The 25,505-nt window shown below is 63.7% G+C and carries 24 protein-coding genes, 1 tRNA gene and 1 pseudogene; 11 read left to right on the top strand and 15 right to left on the bottom strand.

Annotated features, from left to right (window positions below):
• The first annotated feature begins 9 nt into the window (after positions 1–9).
• Together F3J19_RS10985 and F3J19_RS10990 are read left to right on the top strand one after the other, a co-directional pair.
• Positions 10–516 carry a hypothetical protein gene (locus F3J19_RS10985; RefSeq protein ID WP_345891021.1) on the top strand — a complete coding sequence of 169 codons (507 nt, stop codon included), beginning with the start codon at positions 10–12 and terminating at the stop codon, positions 514–516.
• 109 nt (positions 517–625) lie between these two features.
• Positions 626–1,036 carry a hypothetical protein gene (locus tag F3J19_RS10990; protein ID WP_167040733.1) on the top strand — a complete coding sequence of 137 codons (411 nt, stop codon included), beginning with the start codon at positions 626–628 and terminating at the stop codon, positions 1,034–1,036.
• A 190-nt stretch (positions 1,037–1,226) separates the two neighbouring features.
• Here F3J19_RS10990 and F3J19_RS10995 read toward each other — a convergent pair whose 3' ends face one another.
• The 5 genes and pseudogenes from F3J19_RS10995 to F3J19_RS11010 all read right to left on the bottom strand — a co-directional run bounded on the left by F3J19_RS10995 (position 1,227) and on the right by F3J19_RS11010 (position 6,217).
• Positions 1,227–2,018 carry a hypothetical protein gene (locus tag F3J19_RS10995; RefSeq protein WP_167040735.1) on the bottom strand — a complete coding sequence of 264 codons (792 nt, stop codon included), beginning with the start codon at positions 2,016–2,018 and terminating at the stop codon, positions 1,227–1,229.
• Positions 2,019–2,143: 125 nt separating this feature from the next.
• On the bottom strand, positions 2,144–4,237 hold the full coding sequence (locus F3J19_RS32595) for an AAA family ATPase (protein WP_345891023.1): 2,094 nt from the start codon (positions 4,235–4,237) through the stop codon (positions 2,144–2,146).
• A gap of 90 nt (positions 4,238–4,327) precedes the next feature.
• Positions 4,328–5,160, bottom strand: a pseudogene (gene mobF / locus F3J19_RS32600) (MobF family relaxase); the annotation flags it as partial.
• A gap of 27 nt (positions 5,161–5,187) precedes the next feature.
• A complete protein-coding gene (locus tag F3J19_RS11005; RefSeq protein WP_167040737.1) occupies positions 5,188–5,679 on the bottom strand; it encodes a hypothetical protein in 492 nt (163 codons plus the stop codon).
• Positions 5,680–5,959: 280 nt separating this feature from the next.
• Positions 5,960–6,217: a hypothetical protein gene (locus tag F3J19_RS11010; RefSeq protein ID WP_167040739.1), complete on the bottom strand. Its 258-nt coding sequence runs from the start codon at positions 6,215–6,217 to the stop codon at positions 5,960–5,962.
• Between F3J19_RS11010 and F3J19_RS11015 the strand changes: the two genes are divergently transcribed.
• A complete protein-coding gene (locus F3J19_RS11015) occupies positions 6,216–7,289 on the top strand; it encodes a site-specific integrase (protein WP_167040741.1) in 1,074 nt (357 codons plus the stop codon). The genes F3J19_RS11010 and F3J19_RS11015 overlap by 2 nt on opposite strands.
• A gap of 160 nt (positions 7,290–7,449) precedes the next feature.
• Here the strand turns inward: F3J19_RS11015 and F3J19_RS11020 are convergent, their stop codons facing one another.
• Positions 7,450–8,109: a hypothetical protein gene (locus tag F3J19_RS11020; RefSeq protein ID WP_167040743.1), complete on the bottom strand. Its 660-nt coding sequence runs from the start codon at positions 8,107–8,109 to the stop codon at positions 7,450–7,452.
• Positions 8,110–8,437: 328 nt separating this feature from the next.
• Between F3J19_RS11020 and F3J19_RS11025 the strand changes: the two genes are divergently transcribed.
• The 3 genes from F3J19_RS11025 (at position 8,438) to F3J19_RS11035 (ending at position 11,712) form a co-directional block, all read left to right on the top strand.
• Complete coding sequence (locus tag F3J19_RS11025; protein WP_240158887.1) at positions 8,438–10,315, top strand: type IV secretion system DNA-binding domain-containing protein; 1,878 nt, start codon at positions 8,438–8,440, stop codon at positions 10,313–10,315.
• A gap of 92 nt (positions 10,316–10,407) precedes the next feature.
• Positions 10,408–10,695, top strand: a complete 288-nt coding sequence (locus F3J19_RS11030; RefSeq protein WP_167040745.1) for a hypothetical protein — start codon at positions 10,408–10,410, stop codon at positions 10,693–10,695.
• A gap of 216 nt (positions 10,696–10,911) precedes the next feature.
• A complete protein-coding gene (locus tag F3J19_RS11035) occupies positions 10,912–11,712 on the top strand; it encodes an ankyrin repeat domain-containing protein (RefSeq protein WP_167040747.1) in 801 nt (266 codons plus the stop codon).
• 139 nt (positions 11,713–11,851) lie between these two features.
• On the opposite strand, the gene F3J19_RS11040 is transcribed toward F3J19_RS11035, so the two are convergent.
• The 4 genes from F3J19_RS11040 to F3J19_RS11055 form a co-directional block, all read right to left on the bottom strand.
• Positions 11,852–12,229 carry a hypothetical protein gene (locus F3J19_RS11040; protein WP_028224484.1) on the bottom strand — a complete coding sequence of 126 codons (378 nt, stop codon included), beginning with the start codon at positions 12,227–12,229 and terminating at the stop codon, positions 11,852–11,854.
• 76 nt (positions 12,230–12,305) lie between these two features.
• A complete protein-coding gene (locus F3J19_RS11045) occupies positions 12,306–12,935 on the bottom strand; it encodes a hypothetical protein (RefSeq protein ID WP_167040749.1) in 630 nt (209 codons plus the stop codon).
• 90 nt (positions 12,936–13,025) lie between these two features.
• Positions 13,026–13,376, bottom strand: coding sequence for a hypothetical protein (locus tag F3J19_RS11050; RefSeq protein ID WP_167040752.1), 351 nt, complete (start codon positions 13,374–13,376; stop codon positions 13,026–13,028).
• 8 nt (positions 13,377–13,384) lie between these two features.
• A complete protein-coding gene (locus F3J19_RS11055; RefSeq protein ID WP_167040755.1) occupies positions 13,385–14,473 on the bottom strand; it encodes a CAP domain-containing protein in 1,089 nt (362 codons plus the stop codon).
• Positions 14,474–14,571: 98 nt separating this feature from the next.
• Between F3J19_RS11055 and F3J19_RS11060 the strand changes: the two genes are divergently transcribed.
• The 3 genes from F3J19_RS11060 to F3J19_RS11070 all read left to right on the top strand — a co-directional run bounded on the left by F3J19_RS11060 (position 14,572) and on the right by F3J19_RS11070 (position 17,133).
• A complete protein-coding gene (locus tag F3J19_RS11060; protein WP_240158888.1) occupies positions 14,572–15,096 on the top strand; it encodes a helix-turn-helix domain-containing protein in 525 nt (174 codons plus the stop codon).
• Between the two features lie 313 nt (positions 15,097–15,409).
• Positions 15,410–16,006: a hypothetical protein gene (locus tag F3J19_RS11065; RefSeq protein WP_167040758.1), complete on the top strand. Its 597-nt coding sequence runs from the start codon at positions 15,410–15,412 to the stop codon at positions 16,004–16,006.
• Positions 16,003–17,133, top strand: a complete 1,131-nt coding sequence (locus F3J19_RS11070; protein ID WP_167040761.1) for an XRE family transcriptional regulator — start codon at positions 16,003–16,005, stop codon at positions 17,131–17,133. The genes F3J19_RS11065 and F3J19_RS11070 overlap by 4 nt, the downstream gene beginning before the upstream one ends.
• Before the next feature lie 110 nt (positions 17,134–17,243).
• Here the strand turns inward: F3J19_RS11070 and F3J19_RS11075 are convergent, their stop codons facing one another.
• The 5 genes from F3J19_RS11075 to F3J19_RS11095 all read right to left on the bottom strand — a co-directional run bounded on the left by F3J19_RS11075 (position 17,244) and on the right by F3J19_RS11095 (position 23,309).
• Positions 17,244–18,758: a site-specific integrase gene (locus tag F3J19_RS11075; protein WP_167040764.1), complete on the bottom strand. Its 1,515-nt coding sequence runs from the start codon at positions 18,756–18,758 to the stop codon at positions 17,244–17,246.
• Positions 18,759–18,851: 93 nt separating this feature from the next.
• Positions 18,852–18,928 (bottom strand) — tRNA-Met (locus F3J19_RS11080).
• A gap of 106 nt (positions 18,929–19,034) precedes the next feature.
• Positions 19,035–20,693 (bottom strand): MFS transporter, encoded by a 1,659-nt coding sequence (locus F3J19_RS11085; protein ID WP_167040767.1) that lies wholly within the window; start codon positions 20,691–20,693, stop codon positions 19,035–19,037.
• 240 nt (positions 20,694–20,933) lie between these two features.
• Positions 20,934–22,472: a sensor histidine kinase gene (locus tag F3J19_RS11090; protein ID WP_167040770.1), complete on the bottom strand. Its 1,539-nt coding sequence runs from the start codon at positions 22,470–22,472 to the stop codon at positions 20,934–20,936.
• A 9-nt stretch (positions 22,473–22,481) separates the two neighbouring features.
• A complete protein-coding gene (locus F3J19_RS11095; protein ID WP_167040773.1) occupies positions 22,482–23,309 on the bottom strand; it encodes a response regulator transcription factor in 828 nt (275 codons plus the stop codon).
• A 264-nt stretch (positions 23,310–23,573) separates the two neighbouring features.
• On the opposite strand from F3J19_RS11095, the gene recA reads away from it, so the two are divergent.
• The gene (gene recA, locus F3J19_RS11100) at positions 23,574–24,650 is read left to right on the top strand and encodes a recombinase RecA (protein WP_013090445.1); all 1,077 of its coding nucleotides are present in this window, start codon (positions 23,574–23,576) and stop codon (positions 24,648–24,650) included.
• A gap of 28 nt (positions 24,651–24,678) precedes the next feature.
• Entirely contained in the window at positions 24,679–25,458 is a 780-nt protein-coding gene (recX, locus tag F3J19_RS11105) for a recombination regulator RecX (RefSeq protein WP_167040776.1), read from the top strand.
• The last annotated feature ends 47 nt before the right edge of the window (positions 25,459–25,505 follow it).

Below are 25,505 nucleotides of genomic sequence, written 5' to 3' on the forward strand. Positions count from 1 at the left end.
GGGGCCATCGTGTTGATCGGGGCGGATATTGAACGGGGAAGAGCCATGTCGCAGCGCAAGCATCAGTTGCCTCATTTTCTGGATGGCGTAGTGTCGGAACAAGTCTATTTCCGCTGGCTTGCTCGCAAGGCCGTTGCTCATGTGCGCCGGGACCGCAAGCGTTTTGCGAATGAGGCAACGGGAGCCGCTTATCGCCAGGCGATTCACGAAGCGGTTGTCGCGAGTGGCGGGCGCGACGACTACACAGGCGAAGAGCTCGACTGGACGCTCATCAGCAAATACGCGAACGCCGAATCCCAAGAGGGCCGGCATCATTACAAAGCGGGCTTCGCGTTGTTGCCCACGGTGGACCACGTCGAGGCGTCGGCAAGCGCGGCGGCGTTCAAGGTATGCGCGTGGCGCACGAACGACGCAAAAAACGATCTGTCCGTCGATGGCTTCATCGCTTTGTGCGCACGGGTTCTGATTCACGCCGGGTATCGCGTTGAGCCTCCCGAGCAGGAGCGCGCGGCGTAGCGTTCACGCGGTATCAAACACAACCAGGGCGACTCCCTTTGGGCGCGCTCGCTCGGTTTCCCTGCTAGCATTTGTCCATAAACATCAAAATCCTTTCACGGGGGATCGCATGTCGAAAGTGTTCAGGGAAGCGCTTAAAGGTCAGCCGATCCAAGGGGACTCGTCAGGGGCGGCGCCAGCCACATACAGAAAAGTTGTGAACGGACTGTCCAGGGCGCTGGATCGTGAGCCTGTGCACACTCGCCGGCCAAGCCAAGACTTCGAGTTGCTGCTCGACGAGATTCCCGATGCGATGAAGGCGAAGGCGCTCGAATGGTATGAGCGCGGGATTAAGAGAGGGCTTGCGCGGGCCACGGACCTCATGGGCAGTGGAAAGATCACGGTTGAAGATGGCGTGGTGTATGCGCCCTCCGAGATCCAGGTGAATGTGCGGACAAAATTTCGCGGCGAAGAGTGGGAGTCGCGAGAATTCATCGTTGACACGACGGACATCGGTTTCGACAACGCCTCGGGTGATTGAGCTTGTTGGCGCGAGTCTTTGGCGCGCCTTGGCCTGATGAGCGCAAGAGCGGAACGCGGGGCGAGGGCTGTTTTGTTGACTCGTCGCCGTTTTTGATCTCAATTTTTTCTTATACACCTGACGCACCCTTCGGTGCCACATTCGTTGCACGCTTTTCAAGCGCGCAAAAAAGCGCTCAGGGCGCCCAGCTTCACGCTTCAAACGAGGCGATCATTTCGCCAATTTTTCCCTCGGCCTGGACTGAATGAACGCGAACAAGCCATGCTTCCACGGGGCGCGGTTCGCACAAAAAGCAAACCGGGTTGATCGCGCTGACGCTCGCCAACGCGCTGCGCGAGTCGACCAAATCCATTCGCGCGAGAGAGATCGGCGAGGCCAGATTTCGGACGTGCTCGCCGTCGATTGCCAGCAGCCGGCACGAGAAATCGACGGACAACCGCCCGCGAGAAACTTTCCTTGCGGCCGACCATTCGGCGCGAACCAACGCCGACTTCAGGATTTGGCGGCCGGCGCGTCGTGCTTCGGCGCTGAGCCAATCTCCGATCGAAAGCGGCTCGGCACGATCCTCGCCGTCGTCAACATCAAGATCGGATTCGTCATTGGCTTGCGCGGCGTCGGCAAGCCGATGCAGTCGTCTGGCTCCGGCCGCCGCTTCTTCGAGGAGGGGGCGCGTCGCCGCGAGCCTGTCGGCCACCAGCGTCAGTTTGTTGTCGAGCAACGCCGTCGCCGCGGCGAGGCCGGCGTCAAGTCGGTTAAGCGAGGCGGCGATGTCCGAAGCGCCGAACGCTTCTTCTTCCTCACGTCCGCGAGAAATCAGCCAGGCATGGGCGATGTCGAGCGCTCTGTCGATGGCGTCGGTCGGTGTCGCCTCCGGAGGCAACTCGCGCGCGAGGGCGATCAATCGCGCCTTCCTGCGCTGAGTCAGGCGAACGCCAACGTGGCTTCGTTTCCATTCCGGTCCGTCAAACGCGGCGAAGGCCATATTCTTTTTCTCCTCTGTTTCCGAGAGTTGCCCGATCAAAAATTTGGCTGTCTGCGCTTGCGCTGACGCTGCGATTGGTCCGGCTTGGCCGCGAAGGCGAGATCGCCAGAGGGGCGGCATCGCGTTTATCGGCGCGGCTCTTGTCGCATTGCGATGGTTTGCTTGCCAATCGAGAGAGCCTCGCAAAAGGCCGTGGCGGCGCGCCGATCGCTTTCGCTGACTTTCTCTCGTTGGGCGCCGCGCTGGCCCCGCCTGCTTTTTGAAGCCGAAGGACGCGCGTCGCGGCTAGCGCCTGCGGAGGCTTTTGCCTGTTCGGCGCGCGTCGGGTTTGTGGCGTGATTTGCCGGCTCGCGGCCGTTCGCGTCTCGATAGTCGAGAGTTGTGCCTTTGGCGTGGCTGCGGCTCATGCCGCGCGCGAGCGCCTCGATTTGCTGCTCGCGCGTCAACTGCTCGCGGTTGGCGAGGTGAGACTCCGGATCGGCCGCGCCGATCATCGAGGCATCGACGAAGATTGTCGTCGCGAAGCGAGAGCGGCTCGCGGCGACGTAGATCCATTCGCGATCCGCCATCGGGCTCGCCAGCGCATACGCCGCGTCATAGGTCTTGCTCTGGATTTTGTGATTGGTCAGGCAGTAGCCAAGATCGAAGCACGCAAAAGACGCCGGGACGACGACCCGACGATCGCCATGCAGATTTGGAGCGTCGAGCTCGACGACAAGCGAGAAATCTCCGCGAACCTTGTCGATCTTCTTGACTGTGCCGGCAACGCCGTTCGCGACGCCGATCTCCCGGTCATTTTGCGTGAAAACGATTCGGTCGCCCGCGGCGAAGCGCTTGGTTTCCGTCGCGCCGTCTCGATGGCGAATCATGATTTCCGCCCCGGCGTGATCGAGCACCGCGCTGGCGTCGACCAAACGCTCGCGCGCTCGTCGATTGAGCTCCGCGACTTCGGCGCGAGTGCCGGCGATCATTGCTTTCGACGCTAGCGGAGTTTTGTCCGCGCTCCATGCGTCGACCATCGCGGCCCAGGCGGACTCCTGGCCCTCCAAGAGCATGAGGCGCCCGCGAGAGTCGATTAGCCTAAGCGCGGGCAGCGCCTCGCCCATGGCGAGCTGCTCGACAGCCAAGCGCAGCCACTCGTGGTCATACTTCGCGCGCCACCGTTCGAACGCCGCGCGCAATTTCTTGCTGCCCTGACAGATCGCCTCGGCGGCGGCAAGACGTTCGCTCTCGGGCAGTTCGCGAACGGCTGTGGCTTGCTGTGGCGTTATCCCCGCGCCTCGCTCGGCTTGCCTGTCGAGCCAGTCAAGAAGGGGGCCGAAGTCCGTGCGTTGTCGCTGAATGGCGGAGATTTCCGCCGCGCCGTGAATGTTGACCAGAGCGCGGAAAATTCCGCCCGCGGCGATTGGCTGCAACTGCTTCGAGTCGCCGACACTGACGAATTTAGCCCCGGCCGCGATGGCGGCGTCTTGAAGCATCGCGAATTCGCGAGAGCCGACCATTCCCGCTTCATCGAGCAACAAAACGGAGCGCTCGCTGAGCTTTGCTCGGCCGTTGCGCAGAGCGAGGAGCAAACTCGCGATCGTGCGCGACTCGATGCCCGTTTCGCGGGCCAGGTTTTGCGCTGCGGCTGCCGATTGCGCGCATCCGACCAGCTTGAATCCCGCCTCGACGTAGGCTTCGCCGAGGGCTTTTAGAAGCGTGGTTTTTCCAGCGCCTGCCCACCCTTCGACAAAGGCGTGGTCGCCCGTTCGAGAGGCGACGTGAAGAGCGGCGGCGCGCTGCTGAGCGAGCGAGACAGGAGCGTTGAGCCTCGCGCTAAGCTCACGTTCCAAAGCGTCAAAGCGAGCCTCGACAAGACGCTCGTCGATTTGATGCCGCGTGTTGTCCGCGCCGCGACGAACGCGATCGGTCGCGAGCGTTTCGAGCTCCTGGGTTGCGCGGGAAGTGAAGACCGGAGTGTTTTGCTCGGTCGCGCCGAGCGCGACAACCTGGTCCGTTTGAAGAAAACTGCCAAGCTCCGCAAGACATTCGGCCGACGACCATCGCCCCATCGCCATCGCGCAAATGTGGGCAAGGGCCTCTTGTGGCGTGAAGCAAGATTGGCTGGACGTCAGCTCGTCGAGAAGCTCGCCGTGATCGAGCATGAACGGTTGCTGCGACGAAAGCGAGTCGGCGGAAAGCTCCGCGGTTGGATCGATCCGCGGGGACGCCCGCATTCTTGCCACGGCTGACGCGTCGAGGCCCACGCTCGCGGCTTGCTCTTTGAAGAGCGCGAGCAGCTCGGGCAAGGGAGGCTCGGCTTTCCCAGCGCGCGTGTTGAGCGCCGCGACGCTTTTCGCCGCCGCGCCATGGTTTCCCGCGGCATGCTTGTCGAGGTGTTCGCGAATTTGCCGGCTGCGCGTCGAGAGCGCCTCGCGCTGCGCGTCGGAAATGCCGGCAAGATTGAAATACGGCCCGTCAGCCACCACGGCGAAGCCAAGCTCGCGCATGCGCCACGCCAGCTCCGCGCGAAACATCGCGCCCGTGGCGAGCTTGCGCTCAAATTGCGGGCGCAGTTCGAGCGCGCTCCATTCTTTCGAATTCTGACGTTTTCCTACGTTCAGCAGTGGAGCTGCGGATCGAGCGATCGGCTGGCAAAGTGGGTGTGGCACGCGGCTAGCGTCGCGTCCGCCTCGCGCTGCACGCGTCCGCCTTTCTCGTGTCGAGTGAGCGCCCCCGATTCGGCGTAGCGCAGAGCGGCGCGGGCGGCCTCTTGCAAGCACGCGATGATTTCTCGCTGCGTCTTCGCGTCAGCCGCGGCGAACGCGGCCGACACGTCCTTCGGGGCAGAGAGAGTCATGTCCAAGCCCATGACATGACGGTCGCCCGCGCCTTGGACCAGGGGCTCGCCCGTGAGCGGGTGGAAGCCGTGGGCCAGGCGCTCGACGTGCTCCGGCTCGGGAGTGTCGCCGAGGCCGAGCAGCCGCGCGCCGTCGCCCGCCCAGAACGGGGCGGGCTGGCCGAGCGAGCTGCGGAGATACTCGACGAAGTCGCTGCGCTCGCGCGTTGAGGGGCTCCGGATATAGAAAAGGTAGCCGTCGCCGCTCTTTGCGCTGCGCTTCTGATTCTTCGCCGAGTTGATTTTCGTGAGGGAAAGCATTCGGTCGATCGAGCCTCTGATCGAACGTCAACGAGGGCGAGGGCGCCGTTTTGTTTCCCGCGCCCCGGAGGCCGCGGTTTGGCTCGCCTTGGCGCCGTGGCCGCTGGCGGCGTGTTTGGCTGTCACCCTCGCCAAAACCCGCGCGATGATCTCATCGCGCGCTTCGCTGTTCTGCCGAGCCTGCTCGATGGATTCAGGGGACTCCTCGTCCGCTTGGCGTCGGACCTTCGGCGACGGTTGCTCTTGTGAGCTATACCACTCGGCGAGGTCGTCCAGGCGCACGGCGGGCATCGAGCAAAGCATGCGATGCGGAAGAAAGAAGCGGCCTTCGCGCATCGCCGTGTAAATCGTCGGCGCGGCGATGCCAAGGATCTTTGACAACTGCGCCACGCGGACAAACGCCGACTCGATTCGGTATTGTTGCGCGAGGGACTTCTTGGCCTCATCGGCCGTCATCCTTCTTTTCATCCGCTCCATGGGCGCTGCGGCTTGCTCGTCTGCTTCGACCTTTCGCTCCATTTGCCCTCCGAGGACACGCTAAACCCCCATATCCTCCGCCGGAGCGGCGTTCGATGGTTTGCTTCCCCGTTCGCCGACCGCCGGCAGTTTCGAGCGCGCGCGGATCGAGACTCGCCTCGAAGCCCAAGGCCCCTTTTCTCATCATTTATTGAACCGTTCGTCGGCAGCTAATAACTGTTTTTGCTGCAATGGCAAGTCGCAGCAAAGGCTTTTGAGGCCAATTTTTGGGGTCTTTTTCAGACTAAAGGTTTGTAGCCTTTCGATTCCAATTCAAATTCGACTATAAAGAGGCGGGTTTAAGTATTAGATACCAAAAAACCCACTGGCGTTCAGCAACGCGCCATACGGTTCGATGTTGATTTAGCAATTCCAAGCTATTGCGCACAAAGACTTTTTTCGAGAGTAAACGGTCGGCGCCAAACGCTGCTGCAATTTTCAATTCACAAAGATTTGCAGCATCGCGTGAGGCGTCCTGAATCCCCCTTTTTTTAGAGGATTGTCGAGGGGGCATTTCATCCACAAAGGGAGACCAAACCATGCTTAGCCTTTCAAAGAGAGTCAAAAAAAACGGTCAATGCCAATGGCAGGCGACCATTCGTGTTCCAGGCCAAAAGACCGTCAGCAAAACCTTCGGAACGTGGCAGGCGGCTCGTGATTTCGGCGAGGGCGTCGACCACGAACTGCGAGCGCTCGTCGCGAAGGCGGCCGAGCCTGCCCTGCCCCCGGATTTGCTGGCCGAGGACCTCGGCGATATCGTCGCCGAGTTCGCGAAAAGCAAGTGGGCGAGCAAGCGCCACCCGGGGTTCGCGCCCACTGTCGCCAAGCATGTGTCCGGCCACAAAGTCGGGGACGTTCGGCTGCGCTGGATCGACGAATACATCAACAAAATGCGGGAATTGCCGTCGAAACGCGGCGCCCCGTTTTCCCACAACAGCATCTTTTCCCACTTGTGCTTGATGTCGCTGGCGATCAGTTGGCGCGCCGCGCAGCTTGACGTCCAGCCTCCGGTGTTTCCTCACTTCTCGCAACTCTTTCCCGAAGGCTACGACATTCCCCGCCATCGCCGGCTGGCTCCGAAGGAGGAGCGCGCGCTCATCCAGCATCTCTGCCGCCAGAGAAACGAAGAAGGGCGCTTTTTGTGCCTGCTTGTGTTGCTGGCGATCGAGACGGCTGCGCGCCTGCAAGAGTTGATGTTCGCCAAATGGGACGAGTTCCATTTCTTCAAGGACAAGGAAGGGAAAGACAAGGGGGTTTGGCTGATGCCCGCTGGACACACCAAGACCAAAAAGAGTCGCGAGGTGCCGCTGAGCGAAAAAGCGCGACGAATTTTGCGCGTGCTCCGGAGATTGCAGCCAGATGGCGCTCAGCCGATGTTCGTCGCGCTAGGGAACCCGAACCACGTCTCCCAACGCTTTGCTGTCCATTCCAGGCGGGCGGGACTTGTCGACTTCCGCTTCCATGACCTGCGCCACGAAGGCGCGACGCGATTGTTGCTTCTTAACCCAGACAAACCATACAAGGTGATGCGCGCGGTCGGCCACTCGGACATGTCGACGTTCAACGGATACGTCAATTTCGGACGCGAAGACTTGCTTGATCTCGTCGATTGACGCGCAAGCGAACCGCGAATGGCGATGGCTGCGAGGCCGTCGCCATTTTTGCGCGCGGGCGTCTTTCCCAACGGTCCCGTGTGGTCGGGTCGGCGACGGTCGTAAGTCGGAGACAAACGAAAACGCCCCGCCGAATTCTGGCGGGGCGTTGCGCGCGGCGCTATCTGCGCCGTCGCGGCGAGGGCTTGGCCGGAGGCGGCGAGCCGGCTTCGTCGTCATCGCCCTTCGCTTTCGGCTTGGGCTTCGCAGGAGCGGCAGGGGCGATGCCTTCCGCCAACCCAACGGCGCGAAGGCGAGCCATCACGCGCTGCCTGGCGAGCTCGTAATCGCGTGGCGCAAGCCGCAAAGCCGCGCGAATTTCGGCCGGCGTTTCGCCGTCGAGCAAGGCGTCGAGCACCGCGCGGTCGAGATCGCTCCCGAGGGAGAGGCGAGCGCGAAGCGCCGCGCGCGCCGCGAGCCGGAGCTCCTCCGCGGCGATTGCCGCTTGCTCCGGCGTCGGGCCGGGGCATCGCCAGCCGCCAGCCGTGTCGCAATGGTCGAACGAGGACGAGAGCCCCAGTTCGTGCCTGTGCAGCTTGCGCTCGCTGTGCGCGATGCTGTCCATCACCCGATAGACATAGAAGTCGAACCGGATGCGGAGCGGCCATTTGCGCCTGCCGTCGAGCATGCGCAAGAGCGCCTCTTGCAGGAGATCGCAGCCGCCGTCGGACCCCATGGCTTCCGAGAGCCTGTCTCCCGCGAAGCGGAGGCCTTTGCGCTGTCTCGGGGTGAGTTGTTTGAATGCATCGATGATTTGTTGTGTTGTCGCGTGAGTAGTCATACGCCTCCTGGGTCGACTTGGGTGAGTGCCTTCCGCGACGCGGAAAGCTGACCCTAAATCCGCCGATTGGGGTTTTCCCAGGTTTGTCCAGACGAACGGCATGGTTGCCGTCCGTCGACATTCGTCGCCGACGCCCCGGATTGCGGCGCGATTGGAGGATTTGGAGGCTTTCGAGGCATGGGAGCCGCGCATGGGACAAGGGCCTAGACACGGGGCGGGCGCGAACGCGCCAAGCGTCAAACGAACGGATTGGGCGGCTTGGTTGAGGTTGGCCGCGGTGGAGGGGGCCGCGGTCGGGGCGCTCGCGCTGGCGGCGTTGTGGAGGGACTTGCCAGGGCTGCCGGCGCCCTCGGGCTCGCTGGGCGCGCACGCGCTCTGTTGGGCCAAGCTGGCGGCCAACCAGCTTCCCCCTGGCTTGTTCGCGGACGGCGCGAGGGCTTGCGCCGCGCGTTGGAGCGGACTCGCGCCGACGGGGCGCCTCGCGGTCGAGTGGCGTGTCGTTGTCGCCGCGCTCGCGGCGTGCGCGCCCGCCGCGCTGACGGCTCGCCGCGGCTTGGCCCCGCGCGACGGCCTTGCGTTCCTTCGCGGCCCGTCCCGGCATGAGCGCCGGGCAGCGGCGAGCAAACTGCGGGCGAAGGTCGCGGCGCAGGCCAAACGCCAGCCAGACCATCCGATCGCGCCCGGCGTGCCGTGGCCGGCGGACAGGTGGACGCGCCACACGCTGATCGTTGGCGGCGTCGGCTCGGGCAAGTCGACGTTTCTTCGGCCATTGCTCAGGCGCGTCGTCGAGTCGGGCGACCAAGCGCTGATCTTCGACCCGAAGGGGGAGTTCACGGAGGCTTTCGTCCGGCCCGCCATCCTGGCTCCTTGGGACGCTCGCTCGCTGGCGTGGGACCTCGCGCGCGACCTGCGCAACCTGCAGGACATGCGCCGTTTCGCCGCCGCGATGATCCGCGAAAGCTCAGACCCGATGTGGGCGAACGCTGCTCGCCAACTGCTTGTCGGCTTGCTGGTTTATCTGCGGGCGACGCGAGGGCGCGAATGGGGATGGGCGCATCTCGCCCGGCTGCTTTTCCTCTCGCAGCCTGAGCTTCTGGCGATCATGAGGCGCTGGCATCCCGAAGCCGTGCGCGCGGTCGAGAAGGCGTCGATCACGACGCAAGGGATTCTCATTAACTTGGCGTCGTTTTGCGCGCCGATTGTCGACCTCGCGAGCGCTTGGGGCGCGACGCCTCCGGAGCGCCGGATCAGCTTTCGGCGATGGGCCGATGGCAAGTCGCGCTGGCGGCAAATCATTGTCCAGGGGCACGGCAGCTATGCCGACCTCACGAAAAGCTACGTTGAGGCTGTCGTGGGAACCGTCGCGGCGCGAGTGAACAGCGTGGAGATGCGCGACGACCCGTCGCGCAAGCTCTGGTTCATCGCGGATGAGCTGCCACAAGCCGGGAAGATTCCGATTCGCGCGCTGTTCGAGGTCGGCCGCTCGCGCGGAGTGCGCTGCGTTGTCGCTTGCCAAGATTTTGCTCAGTTGGAAGAGGTCCACGGTCTGCTGCTCGTGCGCGCGTTGACGTCGATGTGCGGGACTCTGGTCGTCGGGCAGATGTCCCCTGGCGAGACAGCCGAGCAACTCTGCAAAAACCTCGGCTCGCGCGAACACGAGCGAAGGAATGTGTCGGTCTCGATCGACAGCGCAAAGCGCTCCGAGACGGTTTCGTTCTCTCGCGAAAGTGTTCCGCTTTACTCGCCCTCGGAGCTTGCGTCGCGGCTCGGTCCGACGCGGGATGGCAAAGGCGTCAAGCTCCTTGTTGTCGCTGACGGCGACGCGCACGAGCTTTTCTATCCGATCGTCCGACTTCGCCGCGCGCGGCGGGCTCATGCCCCTGCGCCTTGGACGCTCGGGATCGGCGTCGCGCCCGCGAAGCCGGCGAGCGCGCCGAGCGAGCCGGACATGGCGAAAGCGTCTGATACCGAGGCAAATGCGCCTCGCGCCGCGCCGCCAAGCGCCGCCCGCGCCATGAGCGCGCCGGCAGAACTTGGCGCCTCTTCCGCGACCGGCGGACAAGCCGCGATGGATCCAACGATCGCCAACCTGCTTGCGACCGATTTTCCTGAGCTTGGCGAAAACGGAGGCGGCGACAAAAGCGGAGACGAGGGCGACGGCGACGATGGCGGCTCGGCGAATGCCAAGGCGCAGCCGTCGCGCTGACGGGGGGCGGCCCAGCGCCGCAAGCGGTCCAAGAGAAATCATCACAAGGGGACGACATGAGAGCCACGAAGCGACGAAAAAGCAAACGGAAATTGAACGAGCAGAAGGCGCTCGCGCTTGGCGCGAGCAAATCAGGGGATGTTCGCGAAGCGGCGGACCCCGATGGCGAATGGCTTCAAGCGAGCCTGAGGGAGGCGCGGGGCGAAGACGATCCGCGCGGCCTCGCGTGGATCGAGGAAGTCCGAGAGGCTTGGTGGAGGCGCAAGTTGGCACGGCTGCCCCGCGCGGTTGTCGACGCGTTTCTTCGCGCGCGGCGCGCGCTCCTTCGCGTCGCGGCGCGGCTTGCGGCCGCTCGTCGGAGCTTGGCTCGCAAGGCTTGACCCGCGACGCGTTTGGCCCGATCAAGGATGCCTGCTCTCGCCAGAAAAGGCGCGGTCGCGTGGCGGCGTGCCCGTCGAGCAAGGCGCTCGCGCGCAGCCGGCGGGTCGAGAGGTTGTCGACGTTCGGCGAGGCGGGGAGCAAATCGGAAAGCGAGGGTGTGCGGGGAAAACACAGCTTGGGGAGGCTGCGCAGTGAAGGGGCCGGCGATCGAACACTTGGAGCGGCTCGACGACGAGCTGCGTGAAGCCGCTCGCAAAGGGAGCGCGAAATCCATGCGCGATCTGCTCGCGCGCGGGGCTGGCGTCGCGTCGGTCGACGCGCACGGCTGGACGACGTTGATGTTGGCGACCGCGTCGCGGAAGGTCGAGTGCGTGAAGCTGCTGCTGCCCGGCGTGGACCCAACCCGCCGGAGCCGAGACAGAGCAACCGCGTTGATGATCGCGTCGGGCATGGGCTGGGCAGAGGGAGTCGAGCTGCTGTTGGCGGCCATTGAATCCAGGCCGGGCGGCAGCCGCCAGCGCCGGTTGGCCCCGACATTGCGAGACGATTGGGGGCGAACGCCGCTGATCTTGGCCGCGCAAACGGGAAGCGTCGAGTGCGTGCGACTGTTGTTGCCCACGTCCGAGCCGAACGCGATGGACAGTGATGGCCGGACGGCTTTGATGTGGGCCGCCAAAGAAGCGAACGCCGGGGCGGTCGAGTGCCTCAAAGCGCTCCTGCCGGCCTCCGATGCCGGGAAGAAGGATAGGCGTGGGAAAACGGCATTGCACTTGGCCGCGAGCGGTGGTTGGCCCGAGGCCGTGGAGCTTCTCGCTCCATTGTCTGATCCGCTGGCCGTCGACAAGGAGGGGAAGTCGGCCTTCGACTTGGCGTTGGAGCGCAGCGACGAAAACGCAGAGCCGATTCGCCAGGTGTTGCGCTGCGCGTTGGCCGAGAAGGAGGGCGGCGCGATCGGCGAGGCGTTGGGCGAGAGCGGCTCGGCGGCGTGCGGGTCGCTGCGTCCGCGAACTTTGTGAGCCTGGACGCAGAGTGGCTTGCTTGAAGCGCTCGCGCCACGAGCGCGGAACAACAGGTCGATTCGAGATTAAAAAAGGCCGCTTTCGCGGCCAATCGGGCATGAGCCCGTCCGAGGCAATCGTGGCTGGTTTTGCTGACTCAGGCCTGTCCGGCGGGTTTGATCAAATGCGAGAGCTTGCCACTGACAATAAAGATCGCGACGCAAATGTTCAGCACGAACTCTAAGAAGAAGCCCATTTTCATGCCCGCTGACGTCGGCCCATCGCAAAGTGCGGGAAGGAAGAAGCCGAACATGCACACAGCCGCCCCGACGAACACCCAAAAAAGATCTTTTGTGCGTTGCGCGCTTGCGGCGATGATTTTCATCACAAAAAAAATGACGATGAACAAGCCAATGATCGCGTTGATAAGCGGAATCAGCATGAACATCGAAAATCCAAGCACTCCGAAAAATTTTGCGAAGGCCAAGCCGCGCTTTTCTTGAACTTGCTCGCTGACGAGTTTTTGGTTTTGCATATTTGCTCCGATAAAAAAGCGCTGGCGCGCGCGATTTTCAGACACACCAGCGAAAGGGGACTATCTTTGAAGGAATCTATTGAGGCTTGGAGAATTTGAGCAATTCGACGTGCGTTGGTGTCGGCGCGCCGTGCGAGGGTCGGTCAAAGTAGTCCATCTTGATCACTCGCCCAACCGATGGCGCATACCAGTCTGTCTCGCGGGCCGTGCCCTCGCCGCGATTGCCTTCTGTGCCTGACCAACTTGCGGTCATTTCGATCTTGAACGCGGCGAACACGCCGGCTGGCGTTTCGACTTGTTCGACGCCGACGACCTTGGCTTGGCGCTCGACGTCAGACGCCCAAGAGCCGGATCGATAGACGCTCGAAGACGACCAAGTCTTGCCGACCGACATCGGAAATTGAAGTTTTCCGTCGCTCGGTTCGAACGTGCCGGTGGCTGTTTTGACGTTGTTGCCGCCCGCGTCGAGAACGATCGATCCGCCATTGATCTCTGTGCGTCCGCCCTCCACGCGCGAGACGGTTTGCGCGAACGTTGAGTTTTTTGTCGATTCAAGATCGTTGGTGTAGCGGAAGGTCCATTGCTCGCCGACGATGTAGACGGGTGCATCAGCTTGCGCCGGCAGGGCGGGCTGCGTGACAGGCGCGGGTAAGCTCGCGGCTGACGCGGCGATCGCTGCGGAGGCCGCGATTGATGAAAGGTCCATGATCGTTTTAGCGTTGGTTGGTCGCGAAGGTCGGCGCGGTGGCAACCGCGCGCTTCGACGGATAGATCAACAGGTTGGAGGGCGATCGCGTTAGCCCTTGTCCGCGTCGGCGGCGAGCCAGCCGTCCGAACCTTTGAGCATTCGGATACGAGCCGCGCCGACTTTCCCCTGGATGTCGCACACATAGGCCTTGTCGCCATCGGCCTTGCAGCCGATCAACTTCACGTCGGCGACGGCTTTCTTCTGCTCGGCCACTTGTTGGTCGACGAACGAGTTCTTGCCCGCGATTTGCTCCGCTTGTTGACGCCCCACGTCGACCTGTTTTTCCAGTGCGGCGCGAACGTCGTCTTCGCTCGGCGAGCCGCTGCAAGCGGACAAAAGCGCCGACGTGGCGAGCGCGAGGACGACGGCAATTTTGTTTCGTTGAATTCTTTGGTTCATGGAAGCTCTCAATTGAGGATGACGCGGGGGGGCGTGATTTGCTCGAACGCGCGAGCGCCGCTAGCGCTCTGCGTGCTGGCGGATGTCGGCGCGCCGATAGGCGTGTTGTCTGTCGCTGCGGTCGTGAATTGCCAGCTCACGGAGAACGAGGTCGCGGCAAGCGAGGTGTTCGTCAGCGTGCCCGAGACTTTGGCCGTGTAGGTCGTGCTCTTGGCAAGCCTCGCGGTCGGCACGCACATGGCCTCGCGCGTCGCGTCGGAGTTGTTCGAGCTGTCTGTCTCAATGCACGGCACGTTCGCGCCCGAGGCATCCGTGATCGTGAACGACACGTTCGAGAACGCCGCGTTGTCGCCGCCCGTGAGCGTCACCGGGTAGCCGACCACCGTGCTTTCCAACGCCGGCTGCGCCGCGACCGGGTTCGGGCTTTCGTTCGCGAACCACCCCGTGTTCACGCCCGTCATGCCGCTATACGGCCAGGCGACCAGTTGGTTATCCGCGATGACCTGCTTATAGTCGGCGAAGTCGACCGTGAGGGTCGAGAGCTGGGCCGAGCTCGTCGCGTTCGCGACACCCGCTCCCGCATGGACCGAGTCGAACAACATCACAGCGCGATGGAAGGGCGCGTCGAAAAGTGCTTCGATCGCTTCCGTCGAGCTTGCGAAGGGGCCGGAGAAGCCAGCGGTGACTTCGCCGACCGAGCTGGTCGAGTAATACAAGTTCACGCGGTCGCTGGGCGTCGCGCCCGTGTAGCCAGTCTGACCAGAAGTCTCGACGTGTCCCACCGTGTTGTTGTCTTGCTCCCAGAGCGAGTGGTTGGCCGCCGCTTGCGCGACGCCCGATTGCGACGTCAGCGCGGCAAGGCCGACCTGTGCGCGCATGTTGTTGATGTAGCCGAGCGCGTCGGTCGCGGTGTCGCCGGTGGCGGAGAAAACGCCAGAGGCCGAAGCGCCCGGAGCCGAAAGGAGCGCGACAGTCGACGCGTTCGTGGAGCTGCCTGAGCCGGCCCCCGTCGACGCGTTGCCGCCCGGCGAGCCACCCCCGCCGCCGCAGGCGGCAAGACCCCCCGCGGCCAGGGCCGCGATGATTGTTCTCTTCATGTTGTTCTCGCTAATCGTTGCTCAAAACGGCCGACGCGAGCGTCCGCCAGCCTTAAATTGATCCAAGGCGTCTATATCGTAACTCCAGACGTCAATTTATGAACGTCCCGCGTAGCGAGAATGACGCGAAACGTCGTTTTTTTGCAGCAAGCGGGGAGGAAGCCATGAAAGGCGAGGGCGTCGGCGAAGAACTCGCCAAAAGAGTGGGGGCGGCCATTGCCGCCCAAAGAAAGGCTGCGGGATACACCCAGGCGCGCGTCGGCGACCTGCTGGGTCTCGAAAAAGAGACGGTCTCGCGCATAGAGACGGGCAGCATCGCCCCGACGTTGTTCAGGCTCGGGCAATTCGCCGAGCTGTTTCATTGCCCCATTTCCGCGCTCTTCGGGGAATACCGGGGAAAATCAGGCGAAGACGGCGCGGAAATCGCCGAGCTGATCGCCGATTTGTCGCCGGAGGCGCGCCGGTCGGCGCTCAGGATGCTGTCGGAGTTCGCGGCGATTGCCCGCGAGCGCGAAGATTTGCGCGAACAGGTGGAAAGGCTGCGCGCGGAGCTTGAACATCGCGTTTTGTCCGAATCTCTGCCGTCAGCGCCGGCCAAGACGCGGCAACGCTCGAAGCTTTGACGCGGGAGCGCTCCCCGGAGTCAAAAGCGGCTTTCCATGATTGCGGGCGCAGAAGCGTCGCCCACAACCATTCGCCATTCTCCGCAGCGGTCACGCGTCAAGGGTGTGCTGCGCCGAGCGCTCGCGCTCGCCCTTGACCCGGGAATCGATGAAGGTTGGCCAGCAGCAACAAAGCGAATCCGAGCGCGTGTTGGCGGTCTCGACACGACGACGGTTCGGGCGCCTTCAAAATTTCCGTTGACGTTTTCGAGAATTTGCACAAAAATCCGGTTGACGTTCTTCCCGATATGCACATTCAAGAAACGGCGCCTAAATGTCCCTTCCTCTTCCCGAAGCGTTTCACCCGGCGCTGAGCGCCGATCGTTTGTCTGTCATTGCGTCCATTCTCATCGCTGAGCACTTCTCGACCGCCACGGCGCTGCAAAGTGATTACGACGACGGCTACACGCGGGGCTGCACTCGTTTTGGCCGCCAACGCAACCGGCTCAAATCGACGGCGCTGTCGGGCGAACACGACTGGTTGGATCTGCGCCATGGCGGCAATGATCTGGTCTTCACAATCGGCGGCATTCCTTGCCGTTTCGCCGCTGACGATCCGACCAACCCGACGAAGCCGGCGGTTCTCGACGCCACGCCGATTCAGCAGGGCTTCTTTGGTGAAGTTGAAAGCGGCGTTCCCTGCAAGTTCTGCTTTGTGCTTGACGGCGGCTACGCCGAGGCGGATGACCCGCGCGTCGTCTTCTTGGGCGAAGACTCTGCGGGCGTGGTGAAGTGCAAGTGGGTGTCCGACACTGCTCGCGCGCTGCATGCTGTCGCCGCCGAGACGCCGCCGCCCAAGGAGATGGGCAAGCCGCGTGTCGCTCCGAAGCGCTCCGACGCAGGCGACGAAGACGCCGCTGTCACGTCATGATGTTCATCGGGTCCAACCTGCGCACGGCGCGTCTATTTCACGGGTTGTCCCTGCAAGAGCTGGGCGAGCGGATTGAACGCTCAAAGCAGTTTCTTAGCCGCATCGAGGCGGGCGTCGACGCGCCGACAACCGCGCTCGTCGACGCCTTCTGCTCCGAGCTGAAAGTCCTGCCCGAGTTCTTCATGGAGCCGGACCCCATGCCGATTGCCGACGAGCAGTGTCATTTTCGCAAGCAACTCACGACAAAGGTCGCGCTGCGGCAAGTGGCGCGAGCGAAGGGCGAGCTGTTGAAGCGAATGGTTAACGCGCTCGAAGAGCATCTTGATCTGCCGCAATACAACTTCGACGAGGGCGATGGCTCGTCGGCGGATTCGATTGAGCGCGCGGCCGAGCGCGCTCGCGCTCATTGGGACCTCGGGCTCGGCCCAATCCAGAACATGACCCGCGTTGCGGAGAACGCGGGAGCTGTCGTGGTTCCGCTGAACGGGTTGGCCTCGGAGATCGACGCGATCTCGTTCGCCACCCGCAGGCCGGTTATCGGCGTGAATCCGGAGGGGAGGTCGGCTTGCCGAACGCGCTTCGGTATCGCGCACGAAGTGGGGCACTTCTTTTTGCACGTTGGTGTGCAGACGGGCGACAAAATGACGGAGTCCCAGGCAAATCGTTTTGCCAGTTCGTTTCTCATGCCCGGTCGGTATTTCGCCCCCGAGTGCCGCGCTGCGCTGCGCGGTAGCCGGTTGAACTGGGCAGCGTTGTCCGAGATCAAGATGAGATGGGGCGTTTCGAAAGCGGCGGCACTTTACCGAGGAAGACAACTGGGTGTCTTTTCTGATGAGCAATACAGGAGCGGCGTTATCGGTTTGACACGGCACGGCGAAGCGAGAGTCGAGGTGGAGGACGTGAAGATGCAGCCAGAGCAACCGGAGCTGGTTGTGGACAGCGTTGAGGTGTTGCGCGAGTCCTTTGGCATTTCACAGGAAGACATCGCGCGTCAGATGCGTGTCGAGCCTGCGCTTCTTCGTGAGCTTCTTTCGAGCCAGGCGGAAGCGATTGAGACGCCAGCCACGAACGTTGTGCGATTTCCGATAAGCAGAGCCTCGCGTCTGCCGCGAACCGTGGACCATTGACAGGTCGCGGCCCGGGGCGGAGACGGCCCGGGCGCGAAAGCGATTGCGAGTGGCGTCAGTGTGAAAGTTCGAGTTTGCTTAACTCGTCGACGCGCAAACCGTGCCGCCTTTCATGGCCGCAAATTCTTCGCCAGCCAATCGTTCCATCGTCCCGGCGAGTAGCGCAAACCGTCCAGGTCGAGCCCGGGATATTGGAGCCTTGGCAACACCAGCTCGGCGAGCTGCGCGGGCGTGAACTTCGCTTTGTAGCGCGAGGCGCCCATCCCCTCGGCCTTGTGGCCGATCCATTCGTCAATCTGCACCGGGTTCGCGCCGCTGGCGTGCAACGCCGTCTCGGCCGTGTCGCGGAAGCTGTGGAACACTTTGCGGCGCGGCTGATGGACGCCGACATCCGGAAGATGCTTCTCGTTGAAGTCGCGACTGATGTATTTCTCCCGCTTGCCGAGCGAATCCATGGGCAAGTGCGGGAATAGGCGCGCGCCGCCCGAGTCCTTGACGTCCTTCGCATAAGCAAGCAGTCCCAGGCGAATCAGCTCCGGGTGCATCGGGATCGTTCGCACAGAGTCCGCGTTCTTGGTGCGCGTCGGATTGTCGCCGCGCGGATCGTGGTCGATCCGAATGCACGGCAGGCCGTCGACCTCTTCAAGGTCCGACAAGCGAAGCTGCGCGATCTCGTTTGCTCGCGCCCCGGTGAACAGGGCGATCAGGGGCGCCCAAAACTGATGCGGCCTCTTGGCCCGGTTGTATCGCTCTGGTTCGAAGATCAGCCGCAGCTCGTCAAGCGTGAACGCCTCTGCGCCGCCCTCGTCGCTTCGCGTCGGCGAGGGCCGGGCAACCCCTTCAAGCGGATTCGGGCCGGGATGCCGGCCATTGCCGACCGCCCACCTGAGAAACAGCTCGGACGCGTTGATCTGCGAGCGGACGGTCTTCGGGTTCAGAGGCTTGCCGTTGGCCCCTGGTGCGAGCAGCCCCTCCGCGTAGCGGATGCACTGGCCGCGAGAAATCGCGTGGACCATCGTGTCCGGGCCGCCGATCGCGCGGGCGAGCCCGGCGAGTGCGGTCGCGTAAGCCTTTCTCGTCGAGCCCGCTAACGCCCCGAGGTGCGAGAGCCATGCGGCGATCGCTTCGTCGAGCTTCTGCGGCACATCCACAGCCACGGGCGCTCGTGGCGCGAGCCCGATCGCCGCCGCCAGCTCGTCGCGCTCTGCGAGCTGCGCCGCGCTCGGCTCGCCCGCCATGCGTTGCCGGTTCCTCGCGTGCATCCGCTCGGCCATGGCCGCGAACTCGCGCAGCTCTTCGGCCTCGCGGCCTGGCGTGGTTTCGAGCCGATCCGCCGAAACGACGCCATTTGGCTCGATGCGCAGGCCCTCGACGATGAGACGGCGAATCGCCTGCGCGTCGATGTTGTCGGGATCGAATGCCACCAGCCGCCTCGCTTGATCAATGATGGGGATGAGTTTAGCCGACAGCGCGTAGGCTAAGAGGCGGGCGGTGGCCGGGTTCTTCGTGGCCAGGGAGCGTTTGATTTCCCCCTGGCCGAGGGCGGCTTGAAGCGGGGAGGGCAGGACGAGGCGAAACGAATAAACGCCGTGTCGAGAACGGCGAAGGTGCGACGCTAGGCGCATGGGTTCACTCAGTAAGAGTGGACCACCGCTTTGGACCCCCCAGCGTATCGCTGAAAAGAAAAAAGCCCTGAAAAATCAGGGCTTTTTTGATACTGGTGGCGAATCAGGGACTCGAACCCCGGACCTGCGGATTATGATTCCGTCGCTCTAACCGACTGAGCTAATTCGCCGAAAGAAGCGAGATTATGCTGACGCAGCCGGAAGCTGTCAACCCCCGGCCCACAACTTTTTCAGACAGCCCGGACTACTACCTGAGCACAGTCCCCAGACACCCCCTCAATCCTTCGCATAAATATCCGAGTCCTTGGTCTCGCGCACGAACAGCATGCCGATCACGAAGGTGACCACCGCGATCACGATCGGATACCAGAGCCCCGAGTAGATGTTGCCCTTCGCCGCCACGATCGCGAACGCGGTCGCCGGCAGGAAGCCGCCGAACCAGCCGTTGCCGATGTGATACGGCAGCGACATCGACGTATAGCGGATGCGCGTCGGGAACATCTCCACCAGCATCGCCGCGATCGGCCCGTACACCATCGTCACGTAGATCACGAGGATCGTCAGGATCACGATGCTCATCGGCCAGTTGATCTGCGCGGGGTTGGCCTTCGGCGGATAGCCGGCGGCCTTCAGCGTCGCGGCGAGCGTCGTCTCGAACAGCTTGGTTTGCTCCTTCGCGTCGGGCGCGTGGCCGTCGAACGTGTTGACGACGGTGTCGCCCACGCGGATCTGCGCGATCGTGCCGGCCGGCGCCGCGACGTTGTCATAGTTCAGGCCGGCCCGCGAGAGCGCGCCCTTCGCGATGTCGCACGAGGTCACGAACTTCGCCGTGCCCACCGGGTTGAACTGGAACGAGCACTCGGCCGGATCGGCGATCACGACGATCGGCGACTTCGCCGTCGCCGCTTCGAGCGCCGGGTTCGTGTAGTGCGTGAGCGCCTTGAAGAGCGGGAAGTACGTCAGCGCGGCGATCAGCAGGCCGGCCATGATGATCGGCTTGCGGCCGATCCTGTCCGACAGCGAGCCGAAGAACAGGAAGAACGGCGTGCCGATCAGGAGCGCGAGCGCGATCATGATGTTGGCGCTGGTGCCGTCGACCTTCAGCGTCTGAGTGAGGAAGAACAGCGTGTAGAACTGGCCCGTGTACCAGACCACAGCCTGGCCGGCCGTCAAGCCGAGCAGCGCGAGAATCACGACCTTCAGGTTCTTCCACTGGCCGAACGCCTCGGAGAGCGGCGCCTTCGAGGTCTTGCCCTCGGCCTTGATGCGCTCGAACACCGGCGACTCGTGCAGTTGCAGGCGAATCCACACCGACACCGCGAGCAGCAGGATCGACACGATGAACGGAATACGCCAGCCCCATGTGCCGAACGCGTCTTCGCCCATGAACGTGCGCACGCCGAGAATCACGAGCAGCGACAGGAACAGGCCGAGCGTGGCGGTGGTCTGGATCCACGCCGTGTAGAAGCCGCGCCGGTTCGCCGGTGCATGTTCGGCGACGTAGGTCGCGGCGCCGCCGTATTCGCCGCCGAGCGCGAGGCCCTGTAGCAGCCGCATCGCGATGAAGATCACCGGCGAAGCGATGCCGATCGACGCATAGCCGGGCAGGAAGCCGACGAGGAACGTCGACAGGCCCATGATGATGATCGTGACGAGGAACGTGTACTTGCGCCCGACCATGTCGCCGAGACGCCCGAACACGATCGCGCCGAACGGCCGCACCGCGAAGCCTGCCGCGAAGCTCAGCAGCGTGAAGATGAACCCCGCGGTCGGATTGACGCCGGAGAAAAAGCTCTTGCTGATGAAGGCCGCGAGCGAGCCGGCCAGATAAAAATCGTACCACTCGAAAACCGTGCCCAGCGACGATGCGAAGATCACCCGCTTCTCATCGCGCGTCATCGGCACGTGCGAGATTTGCCCGCCAACGGTAGCCATAGGTCGTCTCCCATATTGATATGCACACGGATCGCCGGCTCAGGCGTTCCCGTGCAACCGATTATTGGAGTGGAAACTTACGGCCTACTGACGCGGCGGCCGGGCAGGGGATGTCCCTGATAAATCGGCGAACGAACCGTCAACATGCGTTCAATGTCGCACAAGACACGCTTAATTGTGCCTAATTGTCGAGCGTGTATCTCAAAATTGCGGATGTGCGATACCTGACGTCAGGCCGCGTTAGGGTAAGTCCCGCCCCCGTTCGGGCACCTGCAAGCTGATGCGCACGAGCGTTCCCGCGAGTCGCGGCGACTCCTGGTAGACGTTGTCGTCGATGGTCATCTCGCCGCCGTGCATCGCCGCGATCTCGCGCACGATCGCGAGCCCGAGGCCGCTGCCGTCGCCCTCGCGGCCGAGAATCCGGTAGAAGCGCTCGACCACGCGCGAGCGTTCGGCGGCCGGAATGCCGAGGCCGGTGTCCTCGACTTCGAGATGCACGAGCCGCGCGGCCGCGTCGTTGCGCACGCGCACGGTAATGCGCCCGCCCGCCGGCGTATAGCGGATCGCGTTGTCGATCAGGTTCGACAGCAGTTCGCGCAGCATCACCGGATTGCCGGCCACTTCGACCGGCTCGTCGGGCGCCTCGTAGCCAAGGTCCATCTCCTTGGCGAGCGCGGGCTGCACCCATTCGCGCACCGCGCTGCGCGCGAGTTCGCCGAGTTCGACCGGCGTGAAGATCTGTCCCGAGCGGCGGTTTTCCGCGCGTGCGAGCGCGAGCAATTGCGTGACGAGCCGCGCGGCGTGCTCGGAACTGGTCGCGATCTGTTCGAGCGAGCGATGCACCTCGGCCGACGCGTTCTGCCGCAGCGCCAGCTCGGCCTGGGTGCGCAGGCCGGCGAGCGGCGTTTTCATCTGATGCGCAGCGTCGGCGATGAAGCGCTTCTGCAACTCCATGTTCTGTTCGAGGCGCGTGAGCAGATCGTTGAACGAGGTGACGAGCGGCTCGATTTCGGGCGGCGCGCGCTGCGCTTCGAGTGGCGACAGGTCGTCCGGGCGCCGCGCGCGGATGTGCGCCTGCAGCGCATGCAGTGGCGCGAGCCCGCGCGACAGGCCGAACCACACGAGCAGGATCGCGAGCGGCAGGATCACGAATTGCGGCAGGATCACGCCCTTGATGATGTCGTTGGCGAGCTGGCTGCGCTTGTCGAGCGTTTCGGCGACCTGCACGAGCACGGGCTGCGCGTCGCGCGTCTGCGGAAACTCGACGGTCGTGTAGGCGACGCGGATGTCGTTGCCGCGCAGCACGTCGTCGCGGAATTCGACGATGCCCGGTTGCGGCCGGTCTTCTTCGTGCGGCAGCGGCATGTCGCGCTCGCCCGCGACCAGTTCGCCGCGCGTGCCGAGCACCTGGTAGAACACGCTGTCGACGTTGTCCGCGCGCAGGAAATCGCGCGTCGAGTCGGGCAGCGACAGCTCCGCGACGCCGTTGACCGGATGGATCTGGCGCGCGAGCACGTAGGCGTCGGTTTCGAGCGCGCGGTCGAACGGGCCGTTCGCGATCGACTTGGCGACCAGATAGGTGACCGCGAGGCTCATCGGCCAGAGCAGCAGCAGCGGCGCGAGCATCCAGTCGAGAATTTCGCCGAACAGCGAGCGCGGGCGCGCCTCGGCGGCGGCTTCGGTTTCGTCGGGCGGGGCGAACGGGTTGGCGTAGCGCGCGTCGCGCGCCTCGTCGAGGTCCGCCGCGTGCGCCGGGGCACGGTCAGCGCGTGCGGACATCGCGGGCCTCTATTTGTAGTGGTGGCTCGCCGGCATCGCGGCCGATCCCGCCGATGCCGGCGAACTGGACGGGCCGGGTCCGGCGAGGGGGGCGCCCGTGGACGCCGCGGCTGTGCCGGGGGGCGGGCTTGCGCCGGCGCCCGCGCTTTCCGGACTCGCGTTCGCGGGCGGCGCCGCTTTTTCCAGGCAGTAGCCGAGCCCGCGCACGGTGATGATGCGCACGCCGCTCGGCTCGATCTTCTTGCGCAGCCGGTGCACGTAGACCTCGATCGCGTTGTTGCTGACTTCCTCGCCCCATTCGCACAGATGGTCGACGAGCTGTTCCTTCGAGACGAGCCGGCCGATTCGTTGCAGCAGCACTTCGAGCAGGCCGAGTTCGCGCGCCGACAGATCGATGACCTGCTCGTTCACATAGGCGCTCCGGCCGACCTGGTCGAACGACAGCGAGCCATGCCGCACGACCGTCGGGCCGCCGCCCGCGCCGCGCCGCGTGAGCGCCCGCACGCGTGCTTCGAGTTCGTTGAGCGCGAAGGGTTTGGCCATGTAGTCGTCGGCGCCGAGATCGAGCCCCTTGACGCGTTCGTCGACGCTGTCGGCGGCGGTCAGGATCAGCACGGGCAGGTTCGAATTGCGCGCGCGCAGGCGGCGCAGCACCTCGAGGCCGGACATGCGCGGCAGGCCCAGATCGAGGATCAATAGGTCGAACGACTGCATTGACAACGCCGTATCGGCTTCCACGCCGCTTTTGACGTGATCGACGGCATAGGCCGATTGGCGGAGTGATCGAAGCAGACCGTCCGCGAGTATGCTGTCGTCTTCGGCTATCAGAATTCGCATGATGCGCCAGCCTGGCTTTGCCGGCACCGTGGGGGACGCCCCGGCGCGCAGCGGTCTCCGAACATCATTGTGGGTAGTTGAGGTAGTGCGACAGTAAAAATGCGCGTTCGCATGACAATCGCGCTTGCCAAAACTACTGTTTTTTTATACAGTGGCTGCGTTTCGTGTGCCGTTCTCAGGACCGTGCCGAATTTGTATCGAATCCGGCTGGAACCTGGGCGCACACCTGCCTCAGACGCCGTTCATCATAGCAAAGGACGATTCATGGAAGAAAGCAAGAAAGGCTCGGCTGGACTGACTGCTGAAAAGAGCAAGGCACTTGCCGCCGCGCTCGCGCAGATCGAAAAGCAGTTCGGCAAAGGGTCGGTCATGCGGCTCGGCGCAGGTGAGGCAGTCGAAGACATCCAGGTGGTCTCCACCGGGTCGCTCGGCCTCGACATCGCACTGGGCGTCGGCGGTTTGCCGCGTGGCCGCGTGGTCGAAATCTACGGTCCGGAGTCGTCCGGTAAAACCACGCTGACGCTGCAGGTCATCGCCGAAATGCAGAAGCTTGGCGGCACCGCGGCGTTCATCGACGCGGAACACGCGCTCGACATCCAGTACGCGGGCAAGCTCGGCGTGAACGTGGCCGATCTGCTGGTCTCGCAGCCGGACACCGGCGAACAGGCGCTCGAAATCGCCGACGCGCTCGTGCGCTCGGGCTCGATCGACATGATCGTGATCGACTCGGTCGCGGCACTGGTGCCGAAGGCGGAAATCGAAGGCGAAATGGGCGACTCGCTGCCGGGTCTGCAAGCGCGTCTGATGTCGCAGGCGCTGCGCAAGCTGACCGGCACGATCAAGCGCACGAACTGCCTCGTGATCTTCATCAACCAGATCCGCATGAAGATCGGCGTGATGTTCGGCAACCCGGAAACCACCACGGGCGGCAACGCGCTGAAGTTCTACGCGTCGGTGCGTCTGGACATTCGCCGTATCGGTTCGATCAAGAAGAACGACGAAGTGATCGGCAACGAAACGCGCGTGAAGGTCGTCAAGAACAAGGTGTCGCCGCCGTTCCGCGAAGCGATTTTCGACATTCTGTACGGCGAGGGCATCTCGCGTCAGGGCGAAATCATCGACCTCGGCGTGCAGGCCAAGATCGTCGATAAGGCTGGCGCATGGTACAGCTACAACGGCGAACGGATCGGCCAGGGCAAGGACAACGCGCGTGAATTCCTGCGCGAAAATCCGGACATCGCGCGCGAAATCGAAAACCGTATCCGCGAATCGCTGGGCGTCACCGCGATGGCAGATGCCGTGACCGGCGCGGACGCTGAAGTCGCGGACGAAGAAGAGTAAGCCGCGGACGAAGAAGAGTAAGCATCAGGTGATACGCAAAGGCCGGCCGCTGTCCGGTTCAGGTTCCAGCTCCGACTCCGGGCGTTACCCGGACGGCCCGCGCGATGCAGCGGAGGGATCGCCCGAGCAGGGCGATCCCTCCGATCCGTTCGAATCCTTCGACGCCCACGATCACGCTGCGGGTCGCGGCCCGCAGCGTACTCGGTCTCGAGTTTCCTCTGCGGCGTCCAGCCCCGATTTCTCCGGGCCGGATTCCCAACCCCTCTCCGAAGACACCTACACCCGCTCACGCCGCCAACCCGGTGAAGCGAAGCCGGGGCAGTCCGACGAAGACGGCAGCAGAAAATCCCAACGCCCGGCCCGTTCGCTGAAAGCGCGTGCGCTCGGCTATCTGTCGCGCCGCGAATATAGCCGCGCCGAACTTGCGCGCAAGCTGAAACCCTACGTCGAGGAAACCGATTCGCTCGACACGGTGCTCGACTCGCTCGAAGCCGAGAATTGGCTATCCGACTCGCGTTTCGCGGAAAGCCTGATTCACCGGCGCTCGTCCCGACTGGGCACGAGCCGCATCCTCGGCGAACTGAAGCAGCATGCGCTCAATCCCGCGCTTGTCGAAGAGGCGACCGCGCAACTGCGCGACACCGAACTCGCCCGTGCACGGGCCGTCTGGAGCAAGAAATTCGGCGAACTGCCGGGTACACCGGCCGAGCGCGCGAAGCAGGCGCGCTTTCTCGCCTCGCGCGGCTTTTCCGGCGCGACGATCGGCAAGATCCTCAAAGGCATCGACGAGATGTGGGACGGCGACTAGCCGCACAGCGAGCGGAAAACCAGGAAGCGCCACGCGGGCGGCACGCC

The organism is Burkholderia sp. Ax-1724, assembly GCF_011752995.1.
GTDB lineage: Bacteria > Pseudomonadota > Gammaproteobacteria > Burkholderiales > Burkholderiaceae > Paraburkholderia.

Excerpts from the sequence above, each read along its gene's own strand:
- F3J19_RS10990 (WP_167040733.1), top strand. The coding sequence starts at position 626 with ATGTCGAAAGTGTTCAGGGAAGCGCTTAAAGGTCAGCCGATCCAAGGG.
- F3J19_RS10995 (WP_167040735.1), bottom strand. The coding sequence starts at position 2,018 with ATGGCCTTCGCCGCGTTTGACGGACCGGAATGGAAACGAAGCCACGTT.
- F3J19_RS32595 (WP_345891023.1), bottom strand. The coding sequence starts at position 4,237 with ATGCGGGCGTCCCCGCGGATCGATCCAACCGCGGAGCTTTCCGCCGAC.
- F3J19_RS11005 (WP_167040737.1), bottom strand. The coding sequence starts at position 5,679 with ATGGAGCGAAAGGTCGAAGCAGACGAGCAAGCCGCAGCGCCCATGGAG.
- F3J19_RS11015 (WP_167040741.1), top strand. The coding sequence starts at position 6,216 with ATGCTTAGCCTTTCAAAGAGAGTCAAAAAAAACGGTCAATGCCAATGG.
- F3J19_RS11010 (WP_167040739.1), bottom strand. The coding sequence starts at position 6,217 with ATGGTTTGGTCTCCCTTTGTGGATGAAATGCCCCCTCGACAATCCTCT.
- F3J19_RS11020 (WP_167040743.1), bottom strand. The coding sequence starts at position 8,109 with ATGACTACTCACGCGACAACACAACAAATCATCGATGCATTCAAACAA.
- F3J19_RS11040 (WP_028224484.1), bottom strand. The coding sequence starts at position 12,229 with ATGCAAAACCAAAAACTCGTCAGCGAGCAAGTTCAAGAAAAGCGCGGC.
- F3J19_RS11045 (WP_167040749.1), bottom strand. The coding sequence starts at position 12,935 with ATGGACCTTTCATCAATCGCGGCCTCCGCAGCGATCGCCGCGTCAGCC.
- F3J19_RS11050 (WP_167040752.1), bottom strand. The coding sequence starts at position 13,376 with ATGAACCAAAGAATTCAACGAAACAAAATTGCCGTCGTCCTCGCGCTC.
- F3J19_RS11055 (WP_167040755.1), bottom strand. The coding sequence starts at position 14,473 with ATGAAGAGAACAATCATCGCGGCCCTGGCCGCGGGGGGTCTTGCCGCC.
- F3J19_RS11060 (WP_240158888.1), top strand. The coding sequence starts at position 14,572 with ATGAACGTCCCGCGTAGCGAGAATGACGCGAAACGTCGTTTTTTTGCA.
- F3J19_RS11065 (WP_167040758.1), top strand. The coding sequence starts at position 15,410 with ATGTCCCTTCCTCTTCCCGAAGCGTTTCACCCGGCGCTGAGCGCCGAT.
- F3J19_RS11070 (WP_167040761.1), top strand. The coding sequence starts at position 16,003 with ATGATGTTCATCGGGTCCAACCTGCGCACGGCGCGTCTATTTCACGGG.
- F3J19_RS11075 (WP_167040764.1), bottom strand. The coding sequence starts at position 18,758 with ATGCGCCTAGCGTCGCACCTTCGCCGTTCTCGACACGGCGTTTATTCG.
- F3J19_RS11085 (WP_167040767.1), bottom strand. The coding sequence starts at position 20,693 with ATGGCTACCGTTGGCGGGCAAATCTCGCACGTGCCGATGACGCGCGAT.
- F3J19_RS11090 (WP_167040770.1), bottom strand. The coding sequence starts at position 22,472 with ATGTCCGCACGCGCTGACCGTGCCCCGGCGCACGCGGCGGACCTCGAC.
- F3J19_RS11095 (WP_167040773.1), bottom strand. The coding sequence starts at position 23,309 with ATGCGAATTCTGATAGCCGAAGACGACAGCATACTCGCGGACGGTCTG.
- recA (WP_013090445.1), top strand. The coding sequence starts at position 23,574 with ATGGAAGAAAGCAAGAAAGGCTCGGCTGGACTGACTGCTGAAAAGAGC.